Genomic DNA, 24,635 nt, shown 5'->3' with positions numbered 1-24,635 from the left:
ATACCGGCCTGTCACGCCGGGGGTCGCGGGTTCGAGTCCCGTCCACTGCGCCATACCTGATCACCTTCCTCATCGAAGGTGGAACAAGAGAAGCTGCCAAGGGCAGCTTTTTTTGTGCCTGCAGAAAATCACTGGCGGTACCTACCTGCCCGGCTGCCAGTGGCCTGGGCTCGAAGACCTTATTCGCCCTCCCGGTCCTTTTTCTCAAGGTCGCTGATGAGATATTCCATCTCGGCGATTTCACGGCGCTGGGCGCGGATGATCTCGTCGGCCAGTTCGCGTACCCGTGGATCGCTGATCCGCGCCCGCTCGCTGGTCATGATGGCGATGGAGTGGTGGGGGATCATCGCCCGCATGTAGTCCTGGTCGTCTATTGTCGCCTGGCTGCGCACCAGCCAGAGGGCGAGTGCGAAGACCAGCAGGCTGCTTGCGTAGATCGCCAGGTTGAGCGCCCTGTTGGCATACATGTTCAGCATGAAGCTGAGCATGATCATCGCCATGCTCGCGCCCATCAGGAGCGCCATCCAAAGCCGTGTTTCGCTCCAGCGGACATGCGCGAAGGCGTAGGTGTTGAGATACATCAGGCCGAACATGACCAGCGTCGAGGTGGCGATCATGGCGGCAAAGCGCCAATAGGACATCTGCATGGACTGGATCCCCTGTTCAGGTGTGGGTGTCGGGGGCCGAAACCTTCCAGCCGGCGGACCCACCGGTCCTGCGTTGAGTTCAGGCAAGCCGGCTGGACGGGTGTTGTTCGCTGTCCGTGCCCGTTTGTCGCAGTGCCGTAATCCTGGCCTGCTGCTTGCTGCACCCAGACTCCATGTCAAAACGGTGACGTATTACCAGGGTGGTGTCCGATGTTCCAACTGCGCAATCTGATGATCAGCCGTCGCTTGTTGCTGATCCTGCTGGCCTCTGTACTGATGCTGCTGGTGTTGGCGGCGATGATGCTGCAGCGCAGCTATCGGAACCTCCATGACGGCAAGATCGAGCAACTGAGCTGGGTGGTGCAGACCGCTGCCGGCGTTCTGCAGCAGGCCCACCAGCGGGAGCGCGCCGGGGAGCTGACCCGCGAGCAGGCCCAGCAGCAGGCCCTGGCCCTGCTGGCGACGCTGCGCTATGCCGAGGGCGAGTACTTCTTTGTCACTACCCTGGACAGCCTGATGCTGATGCACCTGGATCCGAAGCTGGTCGGCCAGAACCTCAGCCAGCTCAAGGACAGTACGGGTGTTGCCTTCGTGGCTGAAATGACACGCACGGCGCGTGAGCAGGGTTCGGGGACGGTTCCCTACCTGTGGCCGAAACGGCCCGGCACGCCGCCGGTGGAGAAAGTCACCTACGTGGCGCAGTTCGAACCCTGGGGCTGGATGCTCGCCACCGGGGTGTACATCGATGACGTGAAGGCCCAGTTCCGCCAGGAGCTGATCCAGGCCTCGCTGCTGGGACTGTTCATGGCCGGGCTGCTGGCCGGCATCATCGCCCTGATTGCCCGCAGCATTTCGCGACCGCTGGGCGATACCGTGCGGGCCATGGCCGACATCGCCAGTGGCGAGGCCGATCTGACCCGCCAGCTGAAGACCGACGGCCGCGATGAGCTGAGCGAGCTGGCCGGGCATTTCAACAGCTTCACCGGCAGCCTGCGCCAGGTGATCGGCGAAACCCTGGAATCGGCACGCATCCTCAGCCGCTCGGCCCAGGGCCTGGGCCAGCAGGCGCATCTGTTCAGCGAGCAGAGCGCGCGCCAGTCCCAGCAGGTGGAGCAGGTGGCCACGGCCATCCATGAAGTGGCCTACAGCGTGCAGGACGTGGCGAAGAACGCCGAGCACACCGCCGTTGATGTACGCAGCGCTGAGGAGCGGGCCGGGCAGGGACTGCAGGGCATCGACAATGCGCTGGCGCAGATCGGCCAACTGTCCGCCAGCATTGAGCAGGCGGTGGACGTGATCCGTGCGCTGGCTGATGAAACCACCCGGATCGGTGGTGTGCTGGAAGTCATTCGCGCGGTGGCCGAGCAGACCAACCTGCTGGCGCTGAATGCCGCCATCGAGGCGGCGCGGGCGGGCGAACAGGGGCGCGGCTTCGCGGTGGTGGCCGACGAGGTCCGCCTGCTGGCGCAGCGCACCCAGCAGTCCACGGCGGAAATCCAGGCGATGATCGAGCAGCTGCAGACCCATTCGGCGGCGGCCGTAAAGGTCATCCAGGACAGCAGCCGGCAATCCGAACAGACCGTCGAGCAGGCCAGCCAGGCCGGCGCCAACCTGCGCCAGATCGTCGAATCGCTGCGCAGCATCAGCGGCCTGGCGGCCTCGATCGCCAGTGCCACCCTGGAGCAATCCCACGTGGTCGACGAGATCAACGGCAACGTGACGCAGACCGCCAGCCTGGCCCAGGACAATGCCGGCGAGGCGGAAAAGGCCGCCGGCACCAGTCAGGCGCTCAACCAGTTGGCCGAGCGTCTGGACGCGTTGCTGAGCCGTTTCCGGGTGTAGGCATCGCGAGGAACGTTGCGAACCGGTGGCTCTCTAACGAACGTTGGAGACTGCCGGGGCGACGACATGGTGTGTTGGAAATCGCTGCGACTGGGCCTGCTGCTGATTGCCGGCCTGCCGGTGCCGCTGCTGGCCGATTCGCTGTCCATCAAGGTCGAGAATGACCTGCTGTCCTACGAGGACGACGACGGCCACTACAGCGGCGGACTGGAGCTGTTCTGGTCCTTCGAACCCGACAACGGGCACTGGGCGCGCGGCCTGGCCGAGGCCCTGCCGGGCTGGGCGGGCGACGAGGTGCAGACCCTCGCCTACCGGTTCGGCATGCAGGGCTATACCCCCGAGGACCTGCGCAGTCGCGAGCTGATCGAGGACGACCGGCCTTACGCGGGTTTGCTGTTCCTCGGCGTATCGATGTACGCGGAGCGTGACGAGACGAACCAGCGCGTGAGCCGCGAACTGCACCTGGACACCGGCCTGGTGGGGCCGGGCACCGGGGTTGGCAAGGTGCAGCACTGGATCCACAAGCACATCAACGCCACCGAGCCGCGCGGCTGGAAGCACCAGCTGCGTAACGAACCCTTCCTCAATGTGGCCTACGGGCAGCAGTGGTGGCGCCAGGGCCAGCTGTTCGGTCTGGAACTCGAATACGCGCCTACCGCCGGCCTGGCGCTGGGCAATCTCTACACCTATGCCTCGGCCGGCGGGGTGTTGCGCTTCGGCCGGCACCTGGAGCGCAGCCAGGGCATTCCCTCGGTGACCCCGGCGCAGAGCGGCAGCCAGTACTTCACGCCGCTTGGACACTTCGCCTGGTACGGTTTCCTGGGGCTGGAAGGTCGCTACATGGCCTACAACCTGCTGCTCGACGGCAACACCTTCAAGTCCAGCCACTCGGTGGATCGCGAGGAATGGGTCGGCGATGCCCTGGCCGGCCTGGCACTCACCTGGAGCCGCTGGCAGCTGACCTTCGTCAGTGTCTGGCGCACCCACGAGTTCCGTGGCCAGCAGGGGCATGACCAGTTCGGCTCGGTGACCCTGTCCTACGGTTTCTGAGCCGGCGCGCAGACCAGCGGCCGTTGCCGGAAGCCGGCCCAGGCCGTTTCCCAGCCCTCGCTGTGCGTCGCATCCACCGTCCGGATCTCCAGGCAGTCGGCCGTCCCGAGGCTGTCGGCGTACTGATAGGCCAGCGGGGGCGGCACCACCTTGTCGCGCTGTCCGGTCAGGTGCCGCTGGGGAATCTGGCGCAGGCGCTCGCGATAGGCCAGCGGCTCCAGCGAACCGGTCAGCGGCGTGAGGCGGTGATGGGCGATCCAGGCACTGGGGTGCAGGTTGCCGGCCAGGGTCTGCACGGCAACCACGTCGTTGCGCTCGGCCGCCAGGAGCAGGGCAAGGGCGCCGCCACCGGAATACCCCACCAGCTCCAGGCGGCGCACGCCGTAGCGCTGCTTCAACTGGTCGAGGGCCGCATGCAGGCTGTTGAGTACCGGGCGGCTGAAGCGCTGGTCGGTCCATAGCAGCGGCTTGCAGTCCGGGTGCTCGACAAACTGGCAGGGCCGCGCCAGGTATACCGCACCCAGCGGGTCGAGGGTGGCCAGGCGGGCCACCAGCAGGTCGCGGGGCGTGGGGTCCAGGCTGGGCTGGGTGGGTGTGGCCCAGGCATAGCCGTCACCCTCCAGGTACACGCGCAGGCTGTGGCCCTCGACGCGGCGCGGCAGCACCGCCTGCAGCGGGAAGGGGGTGGTGGCCAGCACGCGGACCTCCCGGCTGGTCAGTTGTGCTTCCTCGCTCAGCTGTTTCAGGGGCGCCCCGCAGCCGCCGAGCAGTACCGCGAGCACGAGCAGGAACGCGCCGCGGCGCATATCAGGTCTCCTGGGTGACCGGACGGCCGGTGAGCCGCTCGATCAGCGCCAGCAGGATGCCGGGCAGGGCGTTCAGGTCGCGGGCCAGGATGCGTCGTTCGCGCACCGCCCAGGGCTCGTCGAGCTGCACCGTGGCCAGGCGCATGGTGCGGCTGTGCCGCTGGGCGGCGGACTCGGGAATGATGCCGATGCCCACGCCGGCCTCGATCATCCGGCAGCTGGCTTCGAAGCTGGAGACCTGGATGCGCAGCGACAGCTTCTGGCCGAGTTTTTCCACCTCGTCGCGCAGGAAGGTCAGCAGCGTGCTGCCTTCGTGCAGGCTGATATGCGGGTAGGCCAGAGTCTGCGAGAGGGTCACGGACTTCTCGCCGGCCAGGGGATGGCCCTCGGGTACGGCCAGCACCAGGCGATCGGTGCTGAAGTGGATGGCCTGCAGGCCGCTGACCTCCAGCGGGCCGGCGATGATGCCCAGGTCGGTGGTGCCGTCCAGCACGCCGCGCACGATGTCGCGGCTCAGGCGCTCCTGCAGGTCCACGGTCACGCCCGGGCGCTCGACCAGGAAACCGGCCAGCACTTCGGGCAGGAACTCGGTGACCGCCGTGGTGTTGGCGAAGATGCGGATGTGCCCGGCGTTATCGGCGCCGTAGGTGGTGAACTCGCTTTTCAGGTAGTCCACCTGGCGCATGATGAGCCGCGCATGCTGCAGCAGCTTGTGGCCGGCGGGGGTCAGCTCCACACCGCGGCTGTCGCGGTACAGCAGGCGGCTGTCCAGCTGGCCCTCCAGCGCCTTGATGCGGGCGCTGGCGGCGGCCGGTGACAGGTGCGCGCGGCGCGCGCCCTGGGTCAGGCTCGGCGATTCGGCAATGTGGATGAACAGGCGCAGGTCGGCCAGATCGAAGTGCATGGATGTCCTCCGGACAACAGCGGTAAGTGGGACCGTCTCTCGGAAAAGGCGTTCAGGATATCCGAATGCCGGTGGTTGTAAATCCGGATTCACGAAACGCGAGGCGCCGATGCATCCTGCGGTCACAACCACAAGACACACGCGGGATGCCCGTAATGACCGACGCCGCCCTGACTGCCTGGATCGGACGCACCGAAGAAGCCCAGGACCAGCTGAGCCATAACCTCCTCAAGCGCATCGCCGCCACCCTGGGCGAGCAGACCCCTGCCAACGGCCAGCCGCTGCCGCCGCTGTGGCAGTGGTGTTTCTTCCAGGACCCGGTGTTCGAGACTGGCCTGGGCGCCGATGGCCATCCGGCGCGTGGCGGCTTCCTGCCGCCGGCCGACAACCGCAACCGCATGTGGGCGGGCGGCCGCGTGGAGTTCTTCGAGCCGCTGCAGGCCGGCGCGAACGCCGAGAAGGTTTCCACCATCAAGCACATCGAGGAAAAGCATGGCCGCACCGGCTCGCTGCTGTTCGTCACCGTGCAGCACGACTACCTGCAGGACGGCAGCCTGGCGATCCGCGAGGAACAGGACATCGTCTACCGCGAGCCGACCCCGCCGAAGCTCGGCGGCGGCGAAGAGCTGCCCACCGGCGACTGGCACGAGTCCATCACGCCCAGCTCGACCCTGCTGTTCCGCTATTCCGCCGTGACCTTCAACGGCCACCGCATCCATTACGACTTCCCCTATGTGACCGAGACCGAAGGCTACCCGGGTCTGGTGGTGCACGGTCCGCTGATCGCCACCCTGAACCTGCGCGCCTTCTGCCGCGCCCACCCGCAGGCCCGCCTGCGCCGCTTCGCCTATCGCGGCGTGCGTCCGCTGATCGCGCCGAAACCGTTCGAGGTGGGCGGCCGCATCGTCGCGCCCGGCAAGGCCGAGCTGTGGGCCGGTAACGCCGACGGCATCGCCCAGAAGGCCGAAGTGGAATTCGAATAAAAGCGGCCAACACCGCGCTATCCGGAGGGTGGTCAAGGTACAGCCTTGGCCACCGAGTGGCGGCCCGAGCAACAGCCGTCGGTAACAAGAAGAACATCGAGGAACCGCAATGAACCCGTACCTGAATGACGAATACAACGCCATCCGTGAAGGCGTGCGCGCCCTGTGCGCCGAGTTCCCCGCCGAATACTGGCGCAAGATCGACGAGGAAAAGGGCTTCCCGGAAGCATTCGTCACCGCGATGACCGAAGCCGGCTGGCTGTCGGCGATGATCCCGGAAGAGTACGGCGGCTCGGGCCTGGGCCTGGCTGAAGCCTCCATCATCCTGGAGGAGGTCAACCGCTGCGGCGGCAACTCCGGCACCATCCATGGCCAGATGTACAACATGTTCACCCTCCTGCGTAACGGCAGCGAGGAGCAGAAGCGCTACTACCTGCCCAAGCTGGCCAGCGGCGAGCTGCGCCTGCAGTCCATGGGCGTGACTGAGCCGACCACCGGCACCGACACCACGAAGATCAAGACCACCGCGGTGCGCCAGGGCGACAAGTACGTCATCAACGGCCAGAAGGTGTGGATCTCGCGCATCCAGCACTCCGACCTGATGATCCTGCTGGCGCGCACCACGCCGCTGGCCGAGGTGAAGAAGAAGGCCGACGGCATGTCGATCTTCCTGGTCGACCTGCGCGAAGCCATCGGCAACGGCCTGACCGTGCAGCCGATCGCCAACATGGTCAACCACGAGACCAACGAGCTGTTCTTTGACAACCTGGAAATCCCCGCCAGCAGCCTGATCGGCGAAGAAGGCAAGGGCTTCCGCTACATCCTCGACGGCCTGAACGCCGAGCGCACCCTGATCGCCGCCGAGTGCATCGGCGACGGCCGCTGGTTCACCGAGAAGTCGGCCCAGTACGCCCGCGACCGCGTGGTGTTCGGTCGCCCGATCGGCCAGAACCAGGGTGTTCAGTTCCCGATCGCCGAGGCGCACATCGAGCTGGAAGCCGCCGACCTGATGCGCTGGCGTGCCTGCGAAGAGTATGACGCCGGCCGTAACGCCGGGGCCGCCGCCAACATGGCCAAGTACCTGGCCGCCAAGGCGTCCTGGGAAGCGGCCAACGCCTGCCTGCAGACCCACGGCGGTTTCGGCTTCGCCAACGAGTACGACGTCGAGCGCAAGTTCCGCGAGACCCGTCTGTACCAGGTAGCGCCGATCTCCACCAACCTGATTCTTTCCTACGTCGCGGAACACCTGCTGGAGCTGCCGCGCTCGTTCTGATGAACCCGTAGGGTGGAAAACGGCGCAGCCTTTTCCACCAGACGGAGCAGTGGGCGGGCATCGGTGGAAAAGACCCGGCGGTCGTTCTCCACCCTACGAATGACCGTAGGGTGGTCAACGCAACCCGTTGGCCACCACCGCGCCGGAACGGTGCGTTATGAAGACGGAGAGACGTTATGCAGATCAGCCATCTCGACCATCTGGTGCTTACGGTGCAGGACATCGGGCGCAGCGTCGACTTCTACACCCGCGTGCTGGGCATGCAGCCGGTGGTGTTCGGTGAAGGCCGCAAGGCACTGGCCTTCGGCGAGCAGAAGATCAACCTGCACCAGGCCGGCGCGGAATTCGAACCGCACGCCCATCGCCCGACGCCGGGTTCGGCGGACCTGTGCTTCATCGTCGCCGAGCCGCTGGAGCAGGTGATCGCCCAGCTGCAGGCCAACGGCGTCGAGATGCTCATGGGGCCGGTGATGCGCACCGGCGCCCAGGGACCGATCCGCTCCGTCTACCTGCTCGACCCCGATCTGAACCTCATCGAACTCTCGAATTACGTGGAGATGGCCGAATGAGCCAGCACACCCAAGCTCTTGCCGCTTTCCTTGCCGACCTGCGCTACGAGCAGGTGCCGGCCGCGGTTCTCGACCGCACCGAAGACCTGTTCCTCGACTGGCTGGGCTCGGCGCTGGCCAGCCAGGGCGCGCACCCGATTCCGCTGTTCGAGCGCTACGCCGAGAAGATGGGTCCGGCCGAAGGACGTTCCCGCATCCTGGTCAGCCGCCGCTCCAGCTCGGCCTACTTCGCCGCGCTGGTCAACGGCGCCAGCTCGCACCTGGTGGAGCAGGACGACCTGCACAACAGCTCCGTGCTGCACCCGGCCACCGTGGTGTTCCCGGCCGCGCTGGCCGCCGCGCAGGATCTCGGCAAGTCCGGCCGCGAGCTGCTGCTGGCCTCGCTGGCCGGCTACGAGGCGGGTATTCGCATCGGCGAATTCCTCGGCCGCTCCCACTACCGCATCTTCCACACCACCGCGACCGTCGGCACCCTGGCCGCTGCCGTGGCGGTCGGCAAGCTGATGGGCTTCGACAAGGAACAGTTCATCAATCTGCTGGGCAGCGCCGGCACCCAGGCCGCCGGCCTGTGGGAGTTCCTGCGCGACGCCGCCGATTCCAAGCAGCTGCACACCGCCAAGGCCGCCGCCGACGGTCTGCTGGCCGCCTACCTGACTGCCGATGGGCTGAGCGGGGCGCGCAACATCCTGGAAGGCGAGCAGGGCATGGCCGCCGGGATGTCGAAGGACGCCGATCCGCGCTGGCTGTCCGACCGCCTGGGCGAGCGCTGGGCGCTGGCCGAGACCAGCTTCAAGTTCCACGCCTCCTGCCGTCACACCCATCCGGCCGCCGACGCGCTGCTGGCGCTGATGCAGCGCGAGAACCTGACTGCCGACGAGATCGCCCGGGTGACCACCCGCGTGCACCAGGGCGCCATCGATGTGCTGGGTCGCGTGGTAGTGCCGCAGACCGTGCACCAGGCCAAGTTCTCCATGGGCACCGTGCTGGGCCTGATCGCCCTGTACGGCAAGGCCGGCCTGACCGAATTTCACACCCACGCGCTGACCGACCCCCGCGTCGGCCAGTTCCGCGAGAAAGTCAGCATGGTGCTGGACCCCGAGGTGGATGGCGCCTACCCGCAGCGCTGGCTGGGCCGGGTCGAGGTGGTCACCGTGGACGGCCGCACCCTGACTGCTGCCGTGGACGATCCGAAGGGCGATCCGGGCAACACCCTGAGCCGCGCCGAGCTGGAAGACAAGTTCCGCCGTCTGGTCGCCTTCTCCGGCGCGCGCAGCGACGCCGAAGCCGGCGTGCTGATCGACCGCGTCTGGCGGCTGCGTGACACCTATGACCTGGGCGGCCTGGCCTGATGGCCAGACCGTTTCCGTAGGGTGGAAAACGACCCCAGGTCTTTTCCACCGAATGCCGAGCGCATGGATCTGAAACGCGTGGAAAAGGCTTCGCCGTTTTCCACCCTACGGACCGAACCGAATTTGCAGGAACACCGGATATGACCGTACCGAACAACAACATCCGTCCGCTGGACGGCATCACCGTCGTCAGCCTGGAACACGCCATCGCCGCGCCGTTCTGCACCCGCCAACTGGCCGATCTGGGCGCGCGGGTGATCAAGGTCGAGCGTCCCGGCGCGGGCGACTTCGCCCGGGGCTATGACGAGCGCGTCGACGGCCTGGCCTCCCACTTCGTGTGGACCAACCGCTCCAAGGAAAGCCTGACCCTGGACCTCAAGCAGGACGATGCCATGCAGGTGCTCGACCAACTGCTGAGCCAGGCCGACGTGCTGGTGCAGAACCTGGCGCCGGGCGCCGCCGCGCGCATGGGCCTGTCCTTCGAGGTGCTGCATGAGTGCTACCCGCGCCTGATCGTCTGCGACATCTCCGGCTATGGCGAGGGCGGCCCCTACGAACAGAAGAAGGCCTACGACCTGCTGATCCAGTCCGAAGGCGGCTTCCTGTCCGTCACCGGCGGGCCCGGCGAGGACGAGATGGCCAAGGCCGGTTGCTCCATCGCCGACATCGCCGCCGGCATGTACGCCTACACCGGCGTGCTCTCGGCGCTGATGCTGCGCGACAAGACCGGCAAGGGCAGCCGGGTGGACGTGTCCATGCTGGAAAGCCTGGTGGAGTGGATGGGCTACCCCCTGTACTACGCCTACAAGGGTGCCACTCCGCCGCCGCGCGCCGGCGCCGCCCATGCCACCATTTACCCGTACGGCCCGTTCCCGGCTGGCGATGGCAAGACCGTGATGCTGGGCCTGCAGAACGAACGCGAGTGGGTGGCCTTCTGCGAGAAGGTGCTGCTCAAGCCGGAACTGGCCCGGGACCCGCGCTTCTCCGCCAACTTCAAGCGCTCGGAAAACCGCGCCGAGCTGCGCGCCATCATCGTCGAGGTGTTCAGCAGCCTGACCGCCGACGAGGTGATCGCCCGCCTGGATGCCGCGCCCATTGCCAACGCCCATGTCAACGACATGGCCGGCGTCTGGGAGCACCCGCAGCTCAAGGCCCGCCAGCGCTGGACCACGGTGGGCAGCCCGGCCGGCGAATTGCCGGCGCTGCTGCCGCCGGGCCGCAACGCCTCCTTCCAACCGCGCATGGACCCGGTGCCCGCGCTCGGCGAGCATACCGAGCGCCTGCTGGGCGAGCTGGGCTACGCCGAGGGCGATATCCAGCGCCTGCGCCAGCAGGGCGCCGTCTGACCCCCTTACAAGAAGGACATTCTTCATGAGCAGCATCGTTCGCTCCGCCCTGTTCGTGCCGGCCACCCGCCCGGAACGTATCGCCAAGGCCCTGGCCACCGGCGCCGACGTGGTCATCGTCGACCTCGAGGATGCCGTGGCCGAGGCCCAGAAGGTCGAGGCCCGTGACAACCTGGAGCGCTACCTGCACGACAACCCCGACGTGCGCGTCTTCGTGCGGATCAACGGTGCCCTGCATGCCCAGCATCTAGAGGATCTGGAAGTCTGTCGCCGCTATGCCGGTGTGGCGGGCATCCTGCTGCCCAAGGCCGAAAGCGCTCGCCAGGTCGAGCGCGCGGCGGAATGTGGCAAGCCGGTCTGGCCGATCATCGAGAGCGCGCTGGGCCTGCAGCGCCTGGAGGAGATCGCCCGCGCCAAGGGCGTCGAGCGGCTGAGCTTCGGTGCGCTGGACCTGGGTCTGGATCTGGGCCTGGCCAGCGGCACTGCCGCGGCCGAGCGCATCCTCGATCAGTCCCGCTACGCCATCCTGCTGCAATCGCGCCTGGCCGATCTCGCCGCACCGCTGGACAGCGTGTTCCCCGACTTCCAGGACAGCGCAGGCCTGGCCCGCCACACCGCCGATATCCGCGACATGGGCTTCGGCGGCCGCCTGTGCATCCACCCGAAGCAGGTGGAGGTGGTGCACGCCACCCTGATGCCCACTGCCGGTGAACTGGACTGGGCCCGCCGCGTCATGGCCGGCTTTGCCCGGGGCGAGGCGGTGTTCGTGGTGGACGGGCAGATGGTGGACATGCCGGTGGTCGGCCGTGCCCGGCGCCTGCTTGAGCGTGCCGGAGAGCAGTGAACGTTCGCGCGGGCGGCGATGTGCCGCCCGCATCCATTCCTTCGTTTTCAGAGGAGCGCAATAGACACCAGGGAGGGAACGCTGCCCTGTCAGGGCTTCAACGCTTACAACAACAATGAGGTAAACACCCCATGCGCAACTTCACTTTCAAAGCGCTCGCCTGCGCCATGTCCCTGTCCTTTGCCGGCCTTGTGCAGGCGGCGGACCCCATCGTCATCAAGTTCGCCCACGTGGTGGCGGACAGCACGCCCAAGGGGCAGGGTGCCCTGCTGTTCAAGCAGATGGCCGAAGAGCGTCTGCCCGGCCAGGTCAAGGTCGAGGTCTACCCCAACTCCTCGCTGTACGGCGACGGCAAGGAAATGGAGGCCCTGCTGCTCGGCGACGTGCACATGCTGGCGCCTTCGCTGGCCAAGTTCGAGCCCTACGCCAAGTCCATCCAGATCTTCGACCTGCCGTTCATCTTCGATGACATCCACGCGGTGGATCGCTTCCAGGCCAGCCCGCAGGGCCAGGCGCTGTTGCGCAGCATGGAAGGCAAGGGCATCACCGGCCTGGCCTACTGGCACAACGGCATGAAGCAGCTGTCGGCCAACAAGCCGATGCGCCTGCCCAAGGACGCCCGCGGCCTCAAGTTCCGCGTGCAGGCCTCCAACGTGCTGGACGAGCAGTTCAAGGTCATTCGCGCCAACCCGCGCAAGATGAGCTTCGCCGAGGTGTACCAGGGTCTGCAGACCGGCGTGGTCAACGGCACCGAAAACACCTGGTCGAACTACTTCAGCCAGAAGGTGCATGAGGTGCAGCCGTACTTCACCGCATCCGACCACGGCGCCATCGACTACATGGTGATCACCAACACCAAGTTCTGGAAGGGCCTGCCCGAGAATATCCGCAGCGAACTGCAGGACGTGCTGAACGATGTGACCAAGGAGGTGAACCGCCAGGCCGACGACCTCAATCGCGAAGCCCGCGAGTCCATCGTCAAGGCGGGCACCAGCCAGATCATCGAACTGACGGCGCAAGAGCGTAACGAGTGGCGTGAAGCCATGAAGCCGGTGTGGAAGAAGTTCGAAGCCGAGATCGGCAAGGAACTGATCGACGCCGCCGTGGCGTCCAACAACCCGGACAGCGTGGTCGCCAGCCACTGATCCTGCGCCAACCCTGAGTACATCACCTTGCCCGTCGGCTCCCGGAGTCGACGGGCTTTTTTTATGGCCGGGGAGGCCGAAGCGCCGCTGGCCGTCGCAGAGCCGCCTCCGGCCCCTGGTGTCGGCTGCGTCACGCTTCGGGGTCTATGCTGCTAGTCGGTGCTCCCGGCCAGCCAGCGGAGTGCCGCCGCTTCCTTCCCGCAGTCGAGTCCGGGACGTATCGGCCGCGGGTCCGCCATTGCATATGACAAGAGGAACCGCCATGGCTGCCGCGTCCCTTTACCCCGTCACCCCCGAACAGGCTGCCCGCACCCTTACCAACGAGGCCACCTACAAGGCCCTGTACCAGCAGTCGGTGATCAATCCCGACGGTTTCTGGCGCGAACAGGCCCAGCGCCTGGACTGGATCAAGCCCTTCACGCGCGTCAAGCAGACCTCCTTCGATGATCACCACGTGGACATCAAGTGGTTCGCCGACGGCACCCTGAATGTCTCCGCCAACTGCCTGGATCGCCATCTGGCCGAGCGAGGCGATCAGGTGGCGATCATCTGGGAAGGCGACGAGCCCGGCGACGTCCGCCACATCACCTACCGCGAGCTGTACGAGCAAGTGAACCGCTTCGCCAACGCCCTGCGCGGCCAGGATGTGCACCGGGGCGACCTGGTGACCCTCTACATGCCGATGATTCCCGAGGCCGCCGTGGCCATGCTGGCCTGCGCGCGCATCGGCGCGGTGCATTCGGTGGTGTTTGGCGGCTTCTCGCCGGAGGCGCTGGCCGGGCGCATCATCGACTGTCGCTCCAAGGTGGTGATCACCGCCGACGAGGCGCTGCGTGGCGGCCGCCACCTGCCGCTGAAGACCAATGTCGACGAGGCGCTGACCCACCCGGAAACCAACAGCGTGCGCAAGGTGATCGTGGTGCGGCGCAGCGGCGCGGACATTCCCTGGCATGCCCACCGCGACGTCTGGTACGAGGACTTGATGAAGGTGGCCGGCGACTACTGCGAGCCCAAGGAAATGTCCGCCGAGGACCCGCTGTTCGTGCTCTACACCTCCGGCTCCACCGGCAAGCCCAAGGGCGTGCTGCACACCAGCGGCGGTTACCTGCTGTACGCGGCGCTGACCCACGAGCGGGTGTTCGACTACCGGCCCGGCGAGGTCTACTGGTGCACAGCCGACATCGGTTGGGTCACCGGACACAGCTACCTGATCTACGGGCCGCTGGCCAACGGCGCCACCACGCTGATGTACGAAGGCGTGCCCAATTACCCGGATGTCACCCGCGTGGCGCGGATCATCGACCGCCACAAGGTGAACATCCTCTACACGGCCCCCACGGCGATCCGCGCGCTGATGGCCCAGGGCCGGGCGGTGATGGAGGGCGCCGACGGCTCCAGCCTGCGCTTGCTCGGTTCGGTGGGCGAGCCGATCAATCCGGAGGCCTGGCACTGGTACTACGAAACCGTCGGCCGTTCCCGCTGCCCGATCGTCGATACCTGGTGGCAGACCGAGACCGGCGGCATTCTCATCTCGCCGCTGCCGGGGGCCACCGCCCTCAAGCCCGGCTCGGCGACCCGGCCGTTCTTCGGGGTGGTGCCGGGCATCGTCGACAACCAGGGCAACCTGCTGGAGGGCGCAGCCGAGGGCAACCTGGTGATCCTCGATTCCTGGCCCGGGCAGATGCGCACCGTGTTCGGCGACCACGACCGTTTCGTGGACACCTACTTCAAGACTTACAAGGGCATGTACTTCACCGGCGATGGCGCGCGCCGCGACGAGGACGGCTACTACTGGATCACCGGCCGGGTGGACGACGTGCTGAATGTCTCCGGCCACCGCCTGGGCACCGCCGAGATCGAGAGCGCACTGGTGGCCCACCCCAAGGTGGCCGAGGCAGCCGCGGTCGGTGTGCCCCACGACATCAAGGGGCAGGGCATCTATGTCTACGTCACGCTCATGGAGGGCGTGGCCGGCAGCGATGCACTGCAGCAGGAGCTGTGCCAGTGGGTGCGCCACGAGATCGGTCCGATTGCCGTGCCGGAGGTCATCCAGTGGGCGGCCGGGCTGCCGAAGACCCGCTCGGGGAAGATCATGCGCCGCATCCTGCGCAAGATCGCCACCGGCGACTACGACGGCCTGGGCGACACCTCGACCCTGGCCGACCCCTCGGTGGTGCAGCAACTGGTGGATCGGCACCGGCAGCTGCGGACGGCTTGAGCGACAGGCAACGGGCGACGCCCTGCGCCGCTGGCGCGCAGGTGTGTCGCCGGGTTACGAATGCCGCGAGACTTCCGGCGCGCGGCGGCCTAGAATGCGCTCTTTTCCTCCGGGCCACAGAATGCGTCCGTACCTGGACATCAGCCAGCCGCAATGACTGTCCCCACCATTGGTTTTCTTGTCTGGCCCGGTACCCGGGCGATCACGCTGGCCCTGGCCGATGAAGCCCTGCGCGTGGCGCGGCGCATCCATCCCGAGGCGGCCTACGACCTGCAGTTCTTCAAGGTCGAGGACGAAGAGGGCAGCGGCACCGCCTGGCGCCTGCCCGGCGGCGTGTGGGACGAGCGTATGGAAGGCATGAGCCGGCTGTTCCTGGTGGCCGACGAGCCGCCGCAGAACATTGCGCCACCCCTGGCCGCTGCCCTGCGCCAGCTGGCCCGGCAGGGCTGCACGCTGGTTGGTCTGTCCGCCGGGGTCTATCCGCTGGCCATGCTGGGTCTGCTGGATGGCTACCGCAGCGCGGTACACTGGCGCTGGCAGGACGACTTCACCGAACGCTTTCCCAAGGCCATCGTCACCAGCCACCTGTTCGAATGGGACCGTGACCGCCTGAGCGCCTGTGGCGGCCTTGCGGTGCTCGACCTGCTGCTGGCCATGCTCGGTCGCGACCACGGCGCGGAACTGGCCGGCGCGGTCAGCGAGGAGCTGGTGGTCGAACGCATCCGCGAAGGCAGCGAGCGCCAGCGCGTGCCGCTGCAGAACCGCATCGGCGCCAGCCATCCCAAGCTGACCCAGGCGGTGATGCTGATGGAGGCCAACATCGAGGAGCCGCTGACCACCGACGAGATCGCCCAGCACGTCTGCGTGTCGCGCCGTCAGTTGGAGCGGATCTTCAAGCAATACCTGAACCGGGTGCCCAGCCAGTATTACCTGGAGCTGCGCCTGAACAAGGCCCGCCAGTTGCTCATGCAGACCAGCAAGTCGATCATCCAGATCGGCCTGTCCTGCGGCTTCTCGTCGGGTCCGCACTTTTCCAGCGCCTATCGCAACTTCTTCGGCACCACCCCGCGCGAGGACCGCAACCAGCACCGCAGCGGCGCGGCCCAGGAGGCCAACGCGATTGGCAAGCACACTGAAAATTAGCCTGGCAGGCTTTCGCCCGCTGCCACAGTGTATAAACTGCGCTTCCCGGGCCGTTCGGCCCGCCGAGCACATGCTTCCACTCCCTTTCAGATGGCCAGACATGGCAGGAGACGCTCCCGATGTCCGCTAAGCCCGCGCCGATTCAGCGCGCCGATTTCGATCAGTTCATGGTGCCCAACTACGCCCCCGCGCCCTTCATTCCGGTGCGCGGTCTGGGCTCGCGAGTCTGGGATCAGAGCGGTCGAGAACTGGTGGACTTCGCCGGCGGCATCGCCGTCAACGCCCTGGGCCATTGCCACCCGCGGCTGGTCGAGGCGCTGACCGAGCAGGCCGGCAAGCTCTGGCACATCTCCAACGTGTTCACCAACGAGCCAACCCTGCGTCTGGCCAAGCGCCTGGTGGACGCGACCTTTGCCGAGCGCGTGTTCTTCTGCAACTCCGGCGCCGAGGCCAACGAGGCGGCCTTCAAGCTGGCCCGTCGCGTGGCCCACGACCGTTTCGGCGAGGACAAGCACGAGATCATCTCGGCCTACAACAGCTTCCATGGTCGCACCTTCTTCACCGTGAGCGTGGCCGGGCAGACCAAGTATTCCGACGGCTTCGGGCCCAGGCCGCAGGGCATTACCCATGTGACCTACAACGACCTGGCCGGGCTGGAAGCCGTCATGTCCGACCGCACCTGCGCGGTGGTGCTTGAGCCGATCCAGGGCGAGAGCGGCATTCGCCCGGCCGACCAGGCCTACCTGGAAGGCGTGCGCCGGCTGTGCGACAAGCACAACGCGTTGCTGATCTTCGACGAGGTGCAGACCGGTGTCGGCCGCACCGGCGACCTGTATGCCTACATGCACCACGGTGTGGTGCCGGACATCCTGACCAGCGCCAAGGGCATCGGCGGCGGCTTCCCGATTGCCGCGATGCTGACCACCAGCGCGCTGGCGGCGCATTTCTCGGTGGGCGTGCACGGCACCACCTATGGCGGCAACCCGCTGGGTTGCGCGGTGGCCGACGCCCTGATCGAAATCGTCAACACCCCCGAGGTACTGAACGGCGTGAAGGCGCGCCACGAGATTTTCCGGGCGCGCCTGCAGCGTATGGGCGAACAGTACGGCCTCTTTTCCGAGATCCGCGGTCGTGGCCTGCTGATCGGCGCGCAGCTGAGCGAGCCGTGGCTGGGCAAGGCCGGGCAGGTGCTGGCGGCCGCCGAGAAGGAAGCGCTGATGGTGCTGCAGGCCGGTCCGGACGTGGTGCGCTTCGCGCCCAGCCTGGTGATCGACGAGGCGGACATCGACGAGGGCCTGCAGCGCTTCGAGCGCGCGGTGGCCCGGCTGATCACCCAGGGCTGAGTGCGGGCGGAGGACTCTGAGCATGCTGGTGATGCGCCCCGCGCAACTTTCCGACCTGGCCGAAGTGCAGCGCCTGGCGGCGATCAGCCCGGTGGGTGTCACCTCGCTGCCGGATTCCGCCGACCGGCTGCGCGAAAAGATCCTTGCCTCGGAGGCTTCGTTCGCCGCCGAGGTGGCGTTCAACGGCGAGGAAACCTATTTCTTCGTGCTGGAGGACACCGCGCGCGGCGGGCTGGTCGGCTGCTCAGGGCTGGTGGCCTCGGCTGGCTACACGGAGCCCTTCTACAGCTTTCGCAACGAGACGTTCGTGCATGTGTCACGCGAGCTGAACATCCACAACAAGACCCACGCCCTGTCGCTGTGCCATGACCTGACCGGCAACAGCCTGCTCGACAGCTTCTTTGTCGAGGCCGACAAGGCGCCGCCGCCGGCGGACGAACTGATTTCCCGGGGCCGCCTGCTGTTCGTCGCCGATCATCCGGAGCGCTTCGCCGACTCGGTTGCGGTCGACATCCTCGGCATCAGCGACGCCCAGGGCGATTCGCCGTTCTGGGATGGCGTGGGCCGCCACTTCTTCGGCATGAGCTACGCCGAGGCCGAGCACCTGTCCGGTGTGAAGAGCCGCAGCTTCCTGGCCGAGCTCATGCCCCACTACCCGATCTACGTGCCATTGCTATCCGATGAGGCCCAGGAGGCCATGGGCGAGGTCAATCCCGATGCCCAGGCGTCCTTCGACATCCTCACCCGCGAAGGCTTCGAGACCGAGCATTACATCGATATCTTCGACGGCGGCCCGACCCTGCACGCGCGTACCTCGGCGATTCGGTCCATCGTGCACAGCCAGCAACTGGAAGTGCAGTTGAGCGATGCGCCGCTGGCGCAGGGCGGTCGTACCTGGCTGGTCGCCAACGGGCTGCTGCAGGATTTCCGCGCGCTGCTGGTCGAGCTGGACTGGGAGCCGGGCATGCCGCTGTACCTCGACCGCACCACCGCCGAGGCGCTGGGCGTCGGCGAAGGCGCCAGTGTGCGCTTGGTGGCGTTATGAACCAGGCCCATAAATTCGTCGGGCCGGCGGAGGAAGCATGATCGTTCGTCCCGTGCGCAACACGGACCTCTCGGCCCTGATCGAGCTGGCACGCAGTGCCGGCGCCGGCCTGACCTCCCTGCCCGCCAGCGAGGAGCGCATGGCGCAGCGGGTACGCTGGGCCGAGTTGAGCTTTCGCGGCGAGGCCGAGCGGGCCGACGCCGACTACCTGTTCGTGCTGGAGAGCGATGACGGCGAGGTGGTGGGTATCTCCGCCATGACCGGTGCGGTCGGCCTGCGCCAGCCCTGGTACAACTACCGGCTGGGCCTGATGGTCTGCGCGTCGCTTGAGCCGCGCATCCATCGAGAGATCCCCACCCTGTTCCTGGCCAACGACCTGACCGGCAGCACCGAGATGTGCTCGCTGTTCCTGCACGCCGATTTCCGCCGTGGCCAGCACGGCCGCCTGCTGTCGCGGGCGCGTCTGCTGTTCCTGGCTGAGTTCCGCGCGCTGTTCGCCGACCGGGTGATCGCCGAGATGCGCGGCATCTCCGACGAGCAGGGGCGTTCGCCGTTCTGGGACAGCCTCGGCCGGCACTTCTTCAAGATGGATTTCAACCGCGCCGACTACCTGACCGGGGTCGGCGACAAGGCCTTCATCGCCCAGCTGATGCCCAAGTTCCCGCTCTACACCTGCTTCCTCACCGAGGAAGCGCGGGCGGTCCTCGGCCATGTGCACGCCGAGAGCGAGCCGGCGCTGACCATGCTCAAGAGTGAAGGGTTCCGCCATCAGGGCTACGTGGACATCTTCGACGGTGGTCCGGCGCTGGAGTGCGAGACCGACCGCATCCGTGCGATCCGCGACAGTCGCCTGGCGGTGCTGGCGGTGGGTACGCCCGGTGACGACGCCATCGATTACCTGATTCACAACCGCAAGCGCGAAGATTGTCGCGTGACGGTCGGCCCGGCCCGCATGGCCGCCGGTTCGCTGGTGGTCGATCCGCAGACCGCCGCACGCCTGCAGTTGCAGCCAGGTGCCCAGGTGCGTGCCGTGCCGTTGCGGCCGATCGCCTTGCCCGTCTGAGTTTCACCCCTTTGTTCAGATGCCCGAAGCGTGCCGAGCCGCCTTCGGGCTTTTCTTTTTCCTGAGGAGTTTTGTCATGAGCCAATCCCTGCAACTGATCCTTGAAGACGCCGATGGCCAGCAGCAGCCGGCCAGCTGCGAGCGCTTTGCGGTGCTCTGGCAGGGCCGCGAGGTGTGGATCCAGCAGGACGGCAGCGGCCAACTGCTGATCGGTGTGGACACCGAGGAAGGCGACAGCGAGTACGCCAACCTGGTGCTGCGCCCGCTGGCCAGCAACCTGGTGGGTATCCAGCTGGAAATGGAGCCGATGGGTGATGAGGACGAGGGCCATGTGCATGGCCCCGATTGCGGCCACGATCATTGATGAGCGCAGCGGCTGCGATAGCCCTTGCCAATTGCATAAACCCCTGCAGTTCGCGGTCCGGGCCTATATAATGCCGCCCTTTGCCGTCAGTCCCGTGGTGGCTGGCCGTTCGCCGTTTTTCCCTCGGATGAATCTATGAAAAGCGCAGAAATCCGTGAAGCCTTCCTGAGCTTCTTCGAAGAGAAGGGGCACACCCGTGTGGCCTCCAGTTCGCTGATTCCGGCGAACGACCCGACGCTGCTGTTCACCAACGCCGGCATGAACCAGTTCAAGGACTGCTTCCTCGGCCTGGAGAAGCGCGCCTATACCCGTGCCACCACCAGCCAGAAGTGCGTGCGTGCCGGTGGCAAGCACAACGACCTGGAAAACGTCGGCTACACCGCACGCCACCACACCTTCTTCGAAATGCTGGGCAACTTCAGCTTCGGCGACTATTTCAAGCGCGATGCCATCCATTACGCCTGGGAGTTCCTGACCTCCGAGAAGTGGCTGAACCTGCCCAAGGAAAAGCTTTGGGTGACGGTGTACGCCACCGATGACGAGGCCTACGACATCTGGACCCAGGAAGTCGGCGTACCGGCCGAGCGCATGGTGCGCATCGGCGACAACAAGGGTGCCCCCTACGCCTCGGACAATTTCTGGGCGATGGGTGACACCGGCCCCTGCGGCCCGTGCACCGAGATCTTCTTCGACCACGGCGAACACATCTGGGGCGGCCCGCCCGGCTCCCCGGAAGAGGACGGCGACCGCTACATCGAGATCTGGAACAACGTGTTCATGCAGTTCAACCGCACCGCGGACGGCGTTCTGCACCCGCTGCCGGCGCCGAGCGTGGACACCGGCATGGGCCTGGAGCGCATCAGCGCCGTGCTGCAACACGTGAACTCGAACTACGAGATCGACCTGTTCCAGCGCCTGCTCGACGCCGCCGCCCAGGCGATCGGTTGCGCCAACGAAGGCCAGGCCTCGCTGAAGGTGGTGGCCGACCACATCCGTTCCTGCGGCTTCCTGATCGCCGACGGCGTGACGCCGTCCAACGAAGGCCGCGGCTACGTGCTGCGCCGTATCATTCGCCGCGCCTGCCGCCACGGCAACAAGCTGGGCGCCAAGGGCACGTTCTTCCACAAGATCGTCACCGCCCTGGCCGCCGAGATGGGCGAGGCCTATCCGGAGCTCAAGCAGCAGCAGGCGCATATCGAGCGCGTGCTGAAGAACGAAGAGGAGCAGTTCGCCAAGACCCTGGAGCAGGGCCTGAAGATCCTCGAGCAGGACCTGGCCGAGCTGTCCGGCAGCGTGATTCCGGGCGAAGTGGTGTTCAAGCTGTACGACACCTACGGTTTCCCGGTCGACCTGACCGCCGACATCGCCCGCGAGCGCGAGCTGAGCGTCGATGAGGCAGGCTTCGAGCGCGAGATGCAGGCCCAGCGCGAGCGCGCCCGCTCGGCCAGCGCCTTCGATCTGGATTACAACAGCCTGGTCAAGGTGGAGGGCGAAACCCGCTTCACCGGCTACCAGGGCACTTCCGGCGCCGGCACCGTGCTGGCGCTGTTCAAGGAAGGCATGAAGGTCGACAGCCTGAGCGCGGGGGAGGAGGGCGTGGTGGTGCTCGACCAGACGCCGTTCTATGCCGAATCCGGTGGCCAGGCCGGTGACTGTGGCTACCTGAGCCTGGACGGTGTGCGTTTCGACGTGCGCGACACCCGCAAGGCCGGCGGCGCCTTCCTGCACCACGGCATCCTGGATGCCGGCAGCCTGAAGGTCGGTGATTCGGTACAGGCCGTGGTCGACGCCTCGGTGCGCCAAGCCACCGCGCTGAACCACTCCGCCACCCACCTGCTGCACGCCGCGCTGCGCCAGATCCTCGGCGAGCACGTGAGTCAGAAGGGCTCGCTGGTGGACAGCCAGCGCCTGCGCTTCGACTTCAGCCACTTCGAGGCCATCAAGCCGGAGGAAATCCGTGCCCTCGAAGCCCTGGTCAACGCCGAGATCCGCAAGAACAGCGCGGTAGACGTCGAGGAAACCGACATCGAGACCGCCAAGGCCAAGGGCGCCATGGCGCTGTTCGGCGAGAAGTACGGCGACCAGGTGCGCGTGCTGACCATGGGCGGCGGCTTCTCCGTCGAGCTGTGTGGTGGCACCCACGTGTCGCGCACCGGCGACATCGGTCTGTTCAAGATCGTCAGCGAAGGCGGCGTGGCTGCCGGCGTGCGGCGTATCGAGGCAGTCACCGGCGAGCTGGCGCTGGCCTACCTGAATGGCGCCGAAGAGCAGCTCAAGGAAGCCGCCAATCTGGTCAAGGGCAGCCGCGAGAACGTGCTGGACAAGCTGTCCGCCCTGCTGGAGCGCAACCGCCAGCTGGAGAAGGAGGTGGAGCAGCTCAAGGCCAAGGCAGCCAGCGCCGCCGGCGACGACCTGGCCGGATCGGCCGTGGAGATCAAGGGCGCCAAGGTGCTCTCCGCGCGGCTCGACGGCCTGGACGGCAAGGCGCTGCTGGCGCTGGTCGACCAGTTGAAGAACAAGCTGGGCAGCGCCGTGGTGCTGCTCGGTGGCGTACAGGATGACAAGGTGGTGCTGGTGGCCGGTGTCACCCAGGACCTGACCGGCAAGCTCAAGGCCGGCGACTTGATGAAACAGGCGGCCGCGGCCGTCGGCGGCAAGGGCGGTGGTCGCCCGGACATGGCGCAAGGCGGCGGCACCGATGCCGCGCAGCTGGATGCCGCGCTGGCGCTGGTACGCGGTTTCGCTGAACAGGGGCTGTAACGACAGCCAGCGGGGCAGGCAGCGCGTCCGGCCTGTCCCGTTCTCAAGACCCCTCCGGGGTCAGATGGGCGCCCCCAGGGACTCAGATGGTTTGATGACATGGCTTTGATCGTACAAAAGTTTGGCGGTACCTCTGTCGGCAGCGTCGAGCGAATCCAGCAGGTGGCTGACAAGATCAAGAAATTCCGCGAGCGGGGCGACGATATCGTCGTGGTGGTGTCCGCCATGAGCGGCGAAACCAACCGCCTGATCGATCTGGCCAAGCAGATTACCGATGGCCGGCCGGTCCCGCGCGAACTGGACGTGATGGTGTCCACCGGCGAGCAGGTGACCATCGCCCTGCTGGCCATGGCGCTGATCAAGCGCGACGTCCCGGCGATTTCCTACACCGGCAGCCAGGTGCGCATCCTCACCGACAGCTCGCACACCAAGGCGCGCATCCTGCAGATCGACGACCAGCGCCTGCGCGCCGACCTCAAGGCCGGGCGCGTGGTGGTGGTGGCCGGCTTCCAGGGCGTGGACGAGCAGGGCAACATCACCACCCTGGGTCGCGGTGGCTCGGACACCACGGCGGTGGCGCTGGCCGCCGCCCTGAAGGCGGATGAGTGCCAGATCTACACCGACGTGGACGGCGTCTACACCACCGATCCGCGCGTGGTGTCCCGCGCGCGCCGGCTGGAGAAGATCACCTTCGAGGAGATGCTGGAAATGGCCAGCCTCGGTTCCAAGGTGCTGCAGATCCGTTCGGTCGAGTTCGCCGGCAAGTACAACGTCCCGCTGCGCGTCCTGCACAGCTTCAAGGAGGGTCCGGGCACCCTCATTACCATCGATGATGAAGAGGAATCCATGGAACAGCCGATCATTTCCGGCATCGCCTTCAACCGCGACGAATCCAAGCTGACCATCCGCGGCGTGCCGGACACCCCCGGCGTGGCCTTCAAGATCCTCGGCCCGATCAGCGCGGCCAACATCGAGGTGGACATGATCGTGCAGAACGTCGCGCACGATAACACCACCGACTTCACCTTCACCGTCAACCAGGTCGACTACGACAACGCGCTGCGCATCCTGGAAAAGACCGCGTCGGAGATCGGCGCGCGCGTCGTGCATGGCGACCCGAGCATTGCCAAGGTCTCCATCGTGGGTGTCGGCATGCGCTCCCACGCCGGTGTGGCCAGCCGCATGTTCGAAGCCCTGGCCAAGGAAGGGATCAACATCCAGATGATCTCCACCTCGGAAATCAAGGTGTCCGTGGTGATCGAGGAGAAGTATCTGGAGCTGGCAGTGCGTGCCCTGCATACCGCCTTCGAGCTGGATGCACCGGTCAGCCAGGAAAAGAACTGAGGTTCCCGGAAGGCGCGAATCGCGCCTTCCGTCTTTTTTGGCCGGCCTGCCGGAACTGTCTTCGGGGGGCTGGTCAATATTTGGGCGATTGCACGCGCTGCGTGGATGAGGCCCCTTTTGTTTTTTGCAGATTGAATCGAAACATCCGTGTAAGGAGAAAAGGAATGCTGATTCTGACCCGTCGGGTAGGGGAAACCCTTATGGTGGGTGACGATGTCACCGTCACCGTTCTGGGCGTCAAGGGCAACCAGGTGCGCATTGGCGTCAACGCACCGAAAGAGGTGGCCGTTCACCGCGAAGAAATCTACCAGCGCATCCAGAAAGAGAAGGACCAGGAACCAAGCCACTAATTTTTCTAAGTTTTTTCAAACTTAGGGCTTTGCAAGCGGGGTAAAGCTGTATATCATGCGCCCCGTGTTGCGGAGAGGTGGCCGAGTGGCCGAAGGCGCTCCCCTGCTAAGGGAGTACACCTCAAAAGGGTGTCGGGGGTTCGAATCCCCCCCTCTCCGCCATTATTTGCTTGCCTGGGCAAGCAGCGTTTTGCGGACTCATAGCTCAGCTGGATAGAGTACTCGGCTACGAACCGAGCGGTCGGAG

The 24,635-nt window shown here is 66.3% G+C and carries 21 protein-coding genes and 1 tRNA gene; 19 read left to right on the top strand and 3 right to left on the bottom strand.

Annotated elements, in window-relative coordinates:
• Nucleotides 1-179: 179 nt before the first annotated feature.
• Entirely contained in the window at nt 180-647 is a 468-nt protein-coding gene (locus AS93_RS0115645) for a DUF305 domain-containing protein (RefSeq protein WP_027591487.1), read from the bottom strand.
• Between the two features lie 210 nt (nt 648-857).
• Between AS93_RS0115645 and AS93_RS0115640 the strand changes: the two genes are divergently transcribed.
• Together AS93_RS0115640 and AS93_RS0115635 are read left to right on the top strand one after the other, a co-directional pair.
• Nucleotides 858-2,489 (top strand): methyl-accepting chemotaxis protein, encoded by a 1,632-nt coding sequence (locus AS93_RS0115640; RefSeq protein ID WP_027591486.1) that lies wholly within the window; start codon nt 858-860, stop codon nt 2,487-2,489.
• Nucleotides 2,490-2,555: 66 nt separating this feature from the next.
• Nucleotides 2,556-3,539 carry a lipid A deacylase LpxR family protein gene (locus AS93_RS0115635; RefSeq protein WP_027591485.1) on the top strand — a complete coding sequence of 328 codons (984 nt, stop codon included), beginning with the start codon at nt 2,556-2,558 and terminating at the stop codon, nt 3,537-3,539.
• Here the strand turns inward: AS93_RS0115635 and AS93_RS0115630 are convergent.
• Entirely contained in the window at nt 3,527-4,345 is an 819-nt protein-coding gene (locus tag AS93_RS0115630) for a hypothetical protein (protein WP_027591484.1), read from the bottom strand. The genes AS93_RS0115635 and AS93_RS0115630 overlap by 13 nt on opposite strands.
• A gap of 1 nt (nt 4,346) precedes the next feature.
• On the bottom strand, nt 4,347-5,249 hold the full coding sequence (locus tag AS93_RS0115625) for a LysR family transcriptional regulator (protein ID WP_027591483.1): 903 nt from the start codon (nt 5,247-5,249) through the stop codon (nt 4,347-4,349).
• A 155-nt stretch (nt 5,250-5,404) separates the two neighbouring features.
• On the opposite strand from AS93_RS0115625, the gene AS93_RS0115620 reads away from it, so the two are divergent.
• The 17 genes from AS93_RS0115620 to AS93_RS0115540 all read left to right on the top strand — a co-directional run bounded on the left by AS93_RS0115620 (nt 5,405) and on the right by AS93_RS0115540 (nt 24,550).
• Nucleotides 5,405-6,232, top strand: a complete 828-nt coding sequence (locus AS93_RS0115620; protein ID WP_027591482.1) for a MaoC family dehydratase N-terminal domain-containing protein — start codon at nt 5,405-5,407, stop codon at nt 6,230-6,232.
• Between the two features lie 109 nt (nt 6,233-6,341).
• Nucleotides 6,342-7,505: an acyl-CoA dehydrogenase family protein gene (locus AS93_RS0115615; protein WP_027591481.1), complete on the top strand. Its 1,164-nt coding sequence runs from the start codon at nt 6,342-6,344 to the stop codon at nt 7,503-7,505.
• Nucleotides 7,506-7,681: 176 nt separating this feature from the next.
• Entirely contained in the window at nt 7,682-8,074 is a 393-nt protein-coding gene (locus AS93_RS0115610; RefSeq protein WP_027591480.1) for a VOC family protein, read from the top strand.
• Complete coding sequence (locus AS93_RS0115605; protein WP_027591479.1) at nt 8,071-9,423, top strand: MmgE/PrpD family protein; 1,353 nt, start codon at nt 8,071-8,073, stop codon at nt 9,421-9,423. Before AS93_RS0115610 ends, AS93_RS0115605 begins: the two co-directional genes overlap by 4 nt.
• A 140-nt stretch (nt 9,424-9,563) precedes the next feature.
• Nucleotides 9,564-10,769, top strand: a complete 1,206-nt coding sequence (locus AS93_RS0115600) for a CaiB/BaiF CoA-transferase family protein (RefSeq protein WP_027591478.1) — start codon at nt 9,564-9,566, stop codon at nt 10,767-10,769.
• 25 nt (nt 10,770-10,794) lie between these two features.
• Nucleotides 10,795-11,613, top strand: a complete 819-nt coding sequence (locus AS93_RS0115595) for a CoA ester lyase (protein ID WP_027591477.1) — start codon at nt 10,795-10,797, stop codon at nt 11,611-11,613.
• A 131-nt stretch (nt 11,614-11,744) separates the two neighbouring features.
• Nucleotides 11,745-12,758, top strand: a complete 1,014-nt coding sequence (locus AS93_RS0115590) for a TRAP transporter substrate-binding protein (protein WP_027591476.1) — start codon at nt 11,745-11,747, stop codon at nt 12,756-12,758.
• Nucleotides 12,759-13,020: 262 nt separating this feature from the next.
• Nucleotides 13,021-14,976 (top strand): acetate--CoA ligase, encoded by a 1,956-nt coding sequence (gene acs / locus AS93_RS0115585; protein WP_027591475.1) that lies wholly within the window; start codon nt 13,021-13,023, stop codon nt 14,974-14,976.
• Between the two features lie 153 nt (nt 14,977-15,129).
• Complete coding sequence (locus tag AS93_RS0115580; protein WP_027591474.1) at nt 15,130-16,119, top strand: GlxA family transcriptional regulator; 990 nt, start codon at nt 15,130-15,132, stop codon at nt 16,117-16,119.
• A gap of 119 nt (nt 16,120-16,238) precedes the next feature.
• Nucleotides 16,239-17,462: an aspartate aminotransferase family protein gene (locus tag AS93_RS0115575; protein WP_027591473.1), complete on the top strand. Its 1,224-nt coding sequence runs from the start codon at nt 16,239-16,241 to the stop codon at nt 17,460-17,462.
• Between the two features lie 22 nt (nt 17,463-17,484).
• Complete coding sequence (aruF, locus tag AS93_RS0115570; RefSeq protein WP_027591472.1) at nt 17,485-18,507, top strand: arginine/ornithine succinyltransferase subunit alpha; 1,023 nt, start codon at nt 17,485-17,487, stop codon at nt 18,505-18,507.
• A gap of 37 nt (nt 18,508-18,544) precedes the next feature.
• Nucleotides 18,545-19,570: an arginine N-succinyltransferase gene (gene astA, locus AS93_RS0115565; protein WP_027591471.1), complete on the top strand. Its 1,026-nt coding sequence runs from the start codon at nt 18,545-18,547 to the stop codon at nt 19,568-19,570.
• A 76-nt stretch (nt 19,571-19,646) separates the two neighbouring features.
• Entirely contained in the window at nt 19,647-19,934 is a 288-nt protein-coding gene (locus tag AS93_RS0115560) for a hypothetical protein (RefSeq protein WP_027591470.1), read from the top strand.
• 135 nt (nt 19,935-20,069) lie between these two features.
• Entirely contained in the window at nt 20,070-22,694 is a 2,625-nt protein-coding gene (gene alaS / locus AS93_RS0115555) for an alanine--tRNA ligase (protein WP_027591469.1), read from the top strand.
• A gap of 99 nt (nt 22,695-22,793) precedes the next feature.
• Nucleotides 22,794-24,038, top strand: coding sequence for an aspartate kinase (locus tag AS93_RS0115550; RefSeq protein ID WP_027591468.1), 1,245 nt, complete (start codon nt 22,794-22,796; stop codon nt 24,036-24,038).
• A 164-nt stretch (nt 24,039-24,202) separates the two neighbouring features.
• Nucleotides 24,203-24,388 (top strand): carbon storage regulator CsrA, encoded by a 186-nt coding sequence (csrA, locus tag AS93_RS0115545; RefSeq protein ID WP_003283978.1) that lies wholly within the window; start codon nt 24,203-24,205, stop codon nt 24,386-24,388.
• Nucleotides 24,389-24,459: 71 nt separating this feature from the next.
• A tRNA-Ser gene (locus AS93_RS0115540) sits at nt 24,460-24,550 on the top strand.
• Nucleotides 24,551-24,635: the final 85 nt, after the last annotated feature.

This window comes from Pseudomonas sp. RL (genome assembly GCF_000647775.1).
Lineage (GTDB): Bacteria > Pseudomonadota > Gammaproteobacteria > Pseudomonadales > Pseudomonadaceae > Serpens > Serpens flexibilis.
Note: the sequence above shows the minus strand (reverse complement) of the source record. Positions and strands in the feature narration are given on the sequence as shown.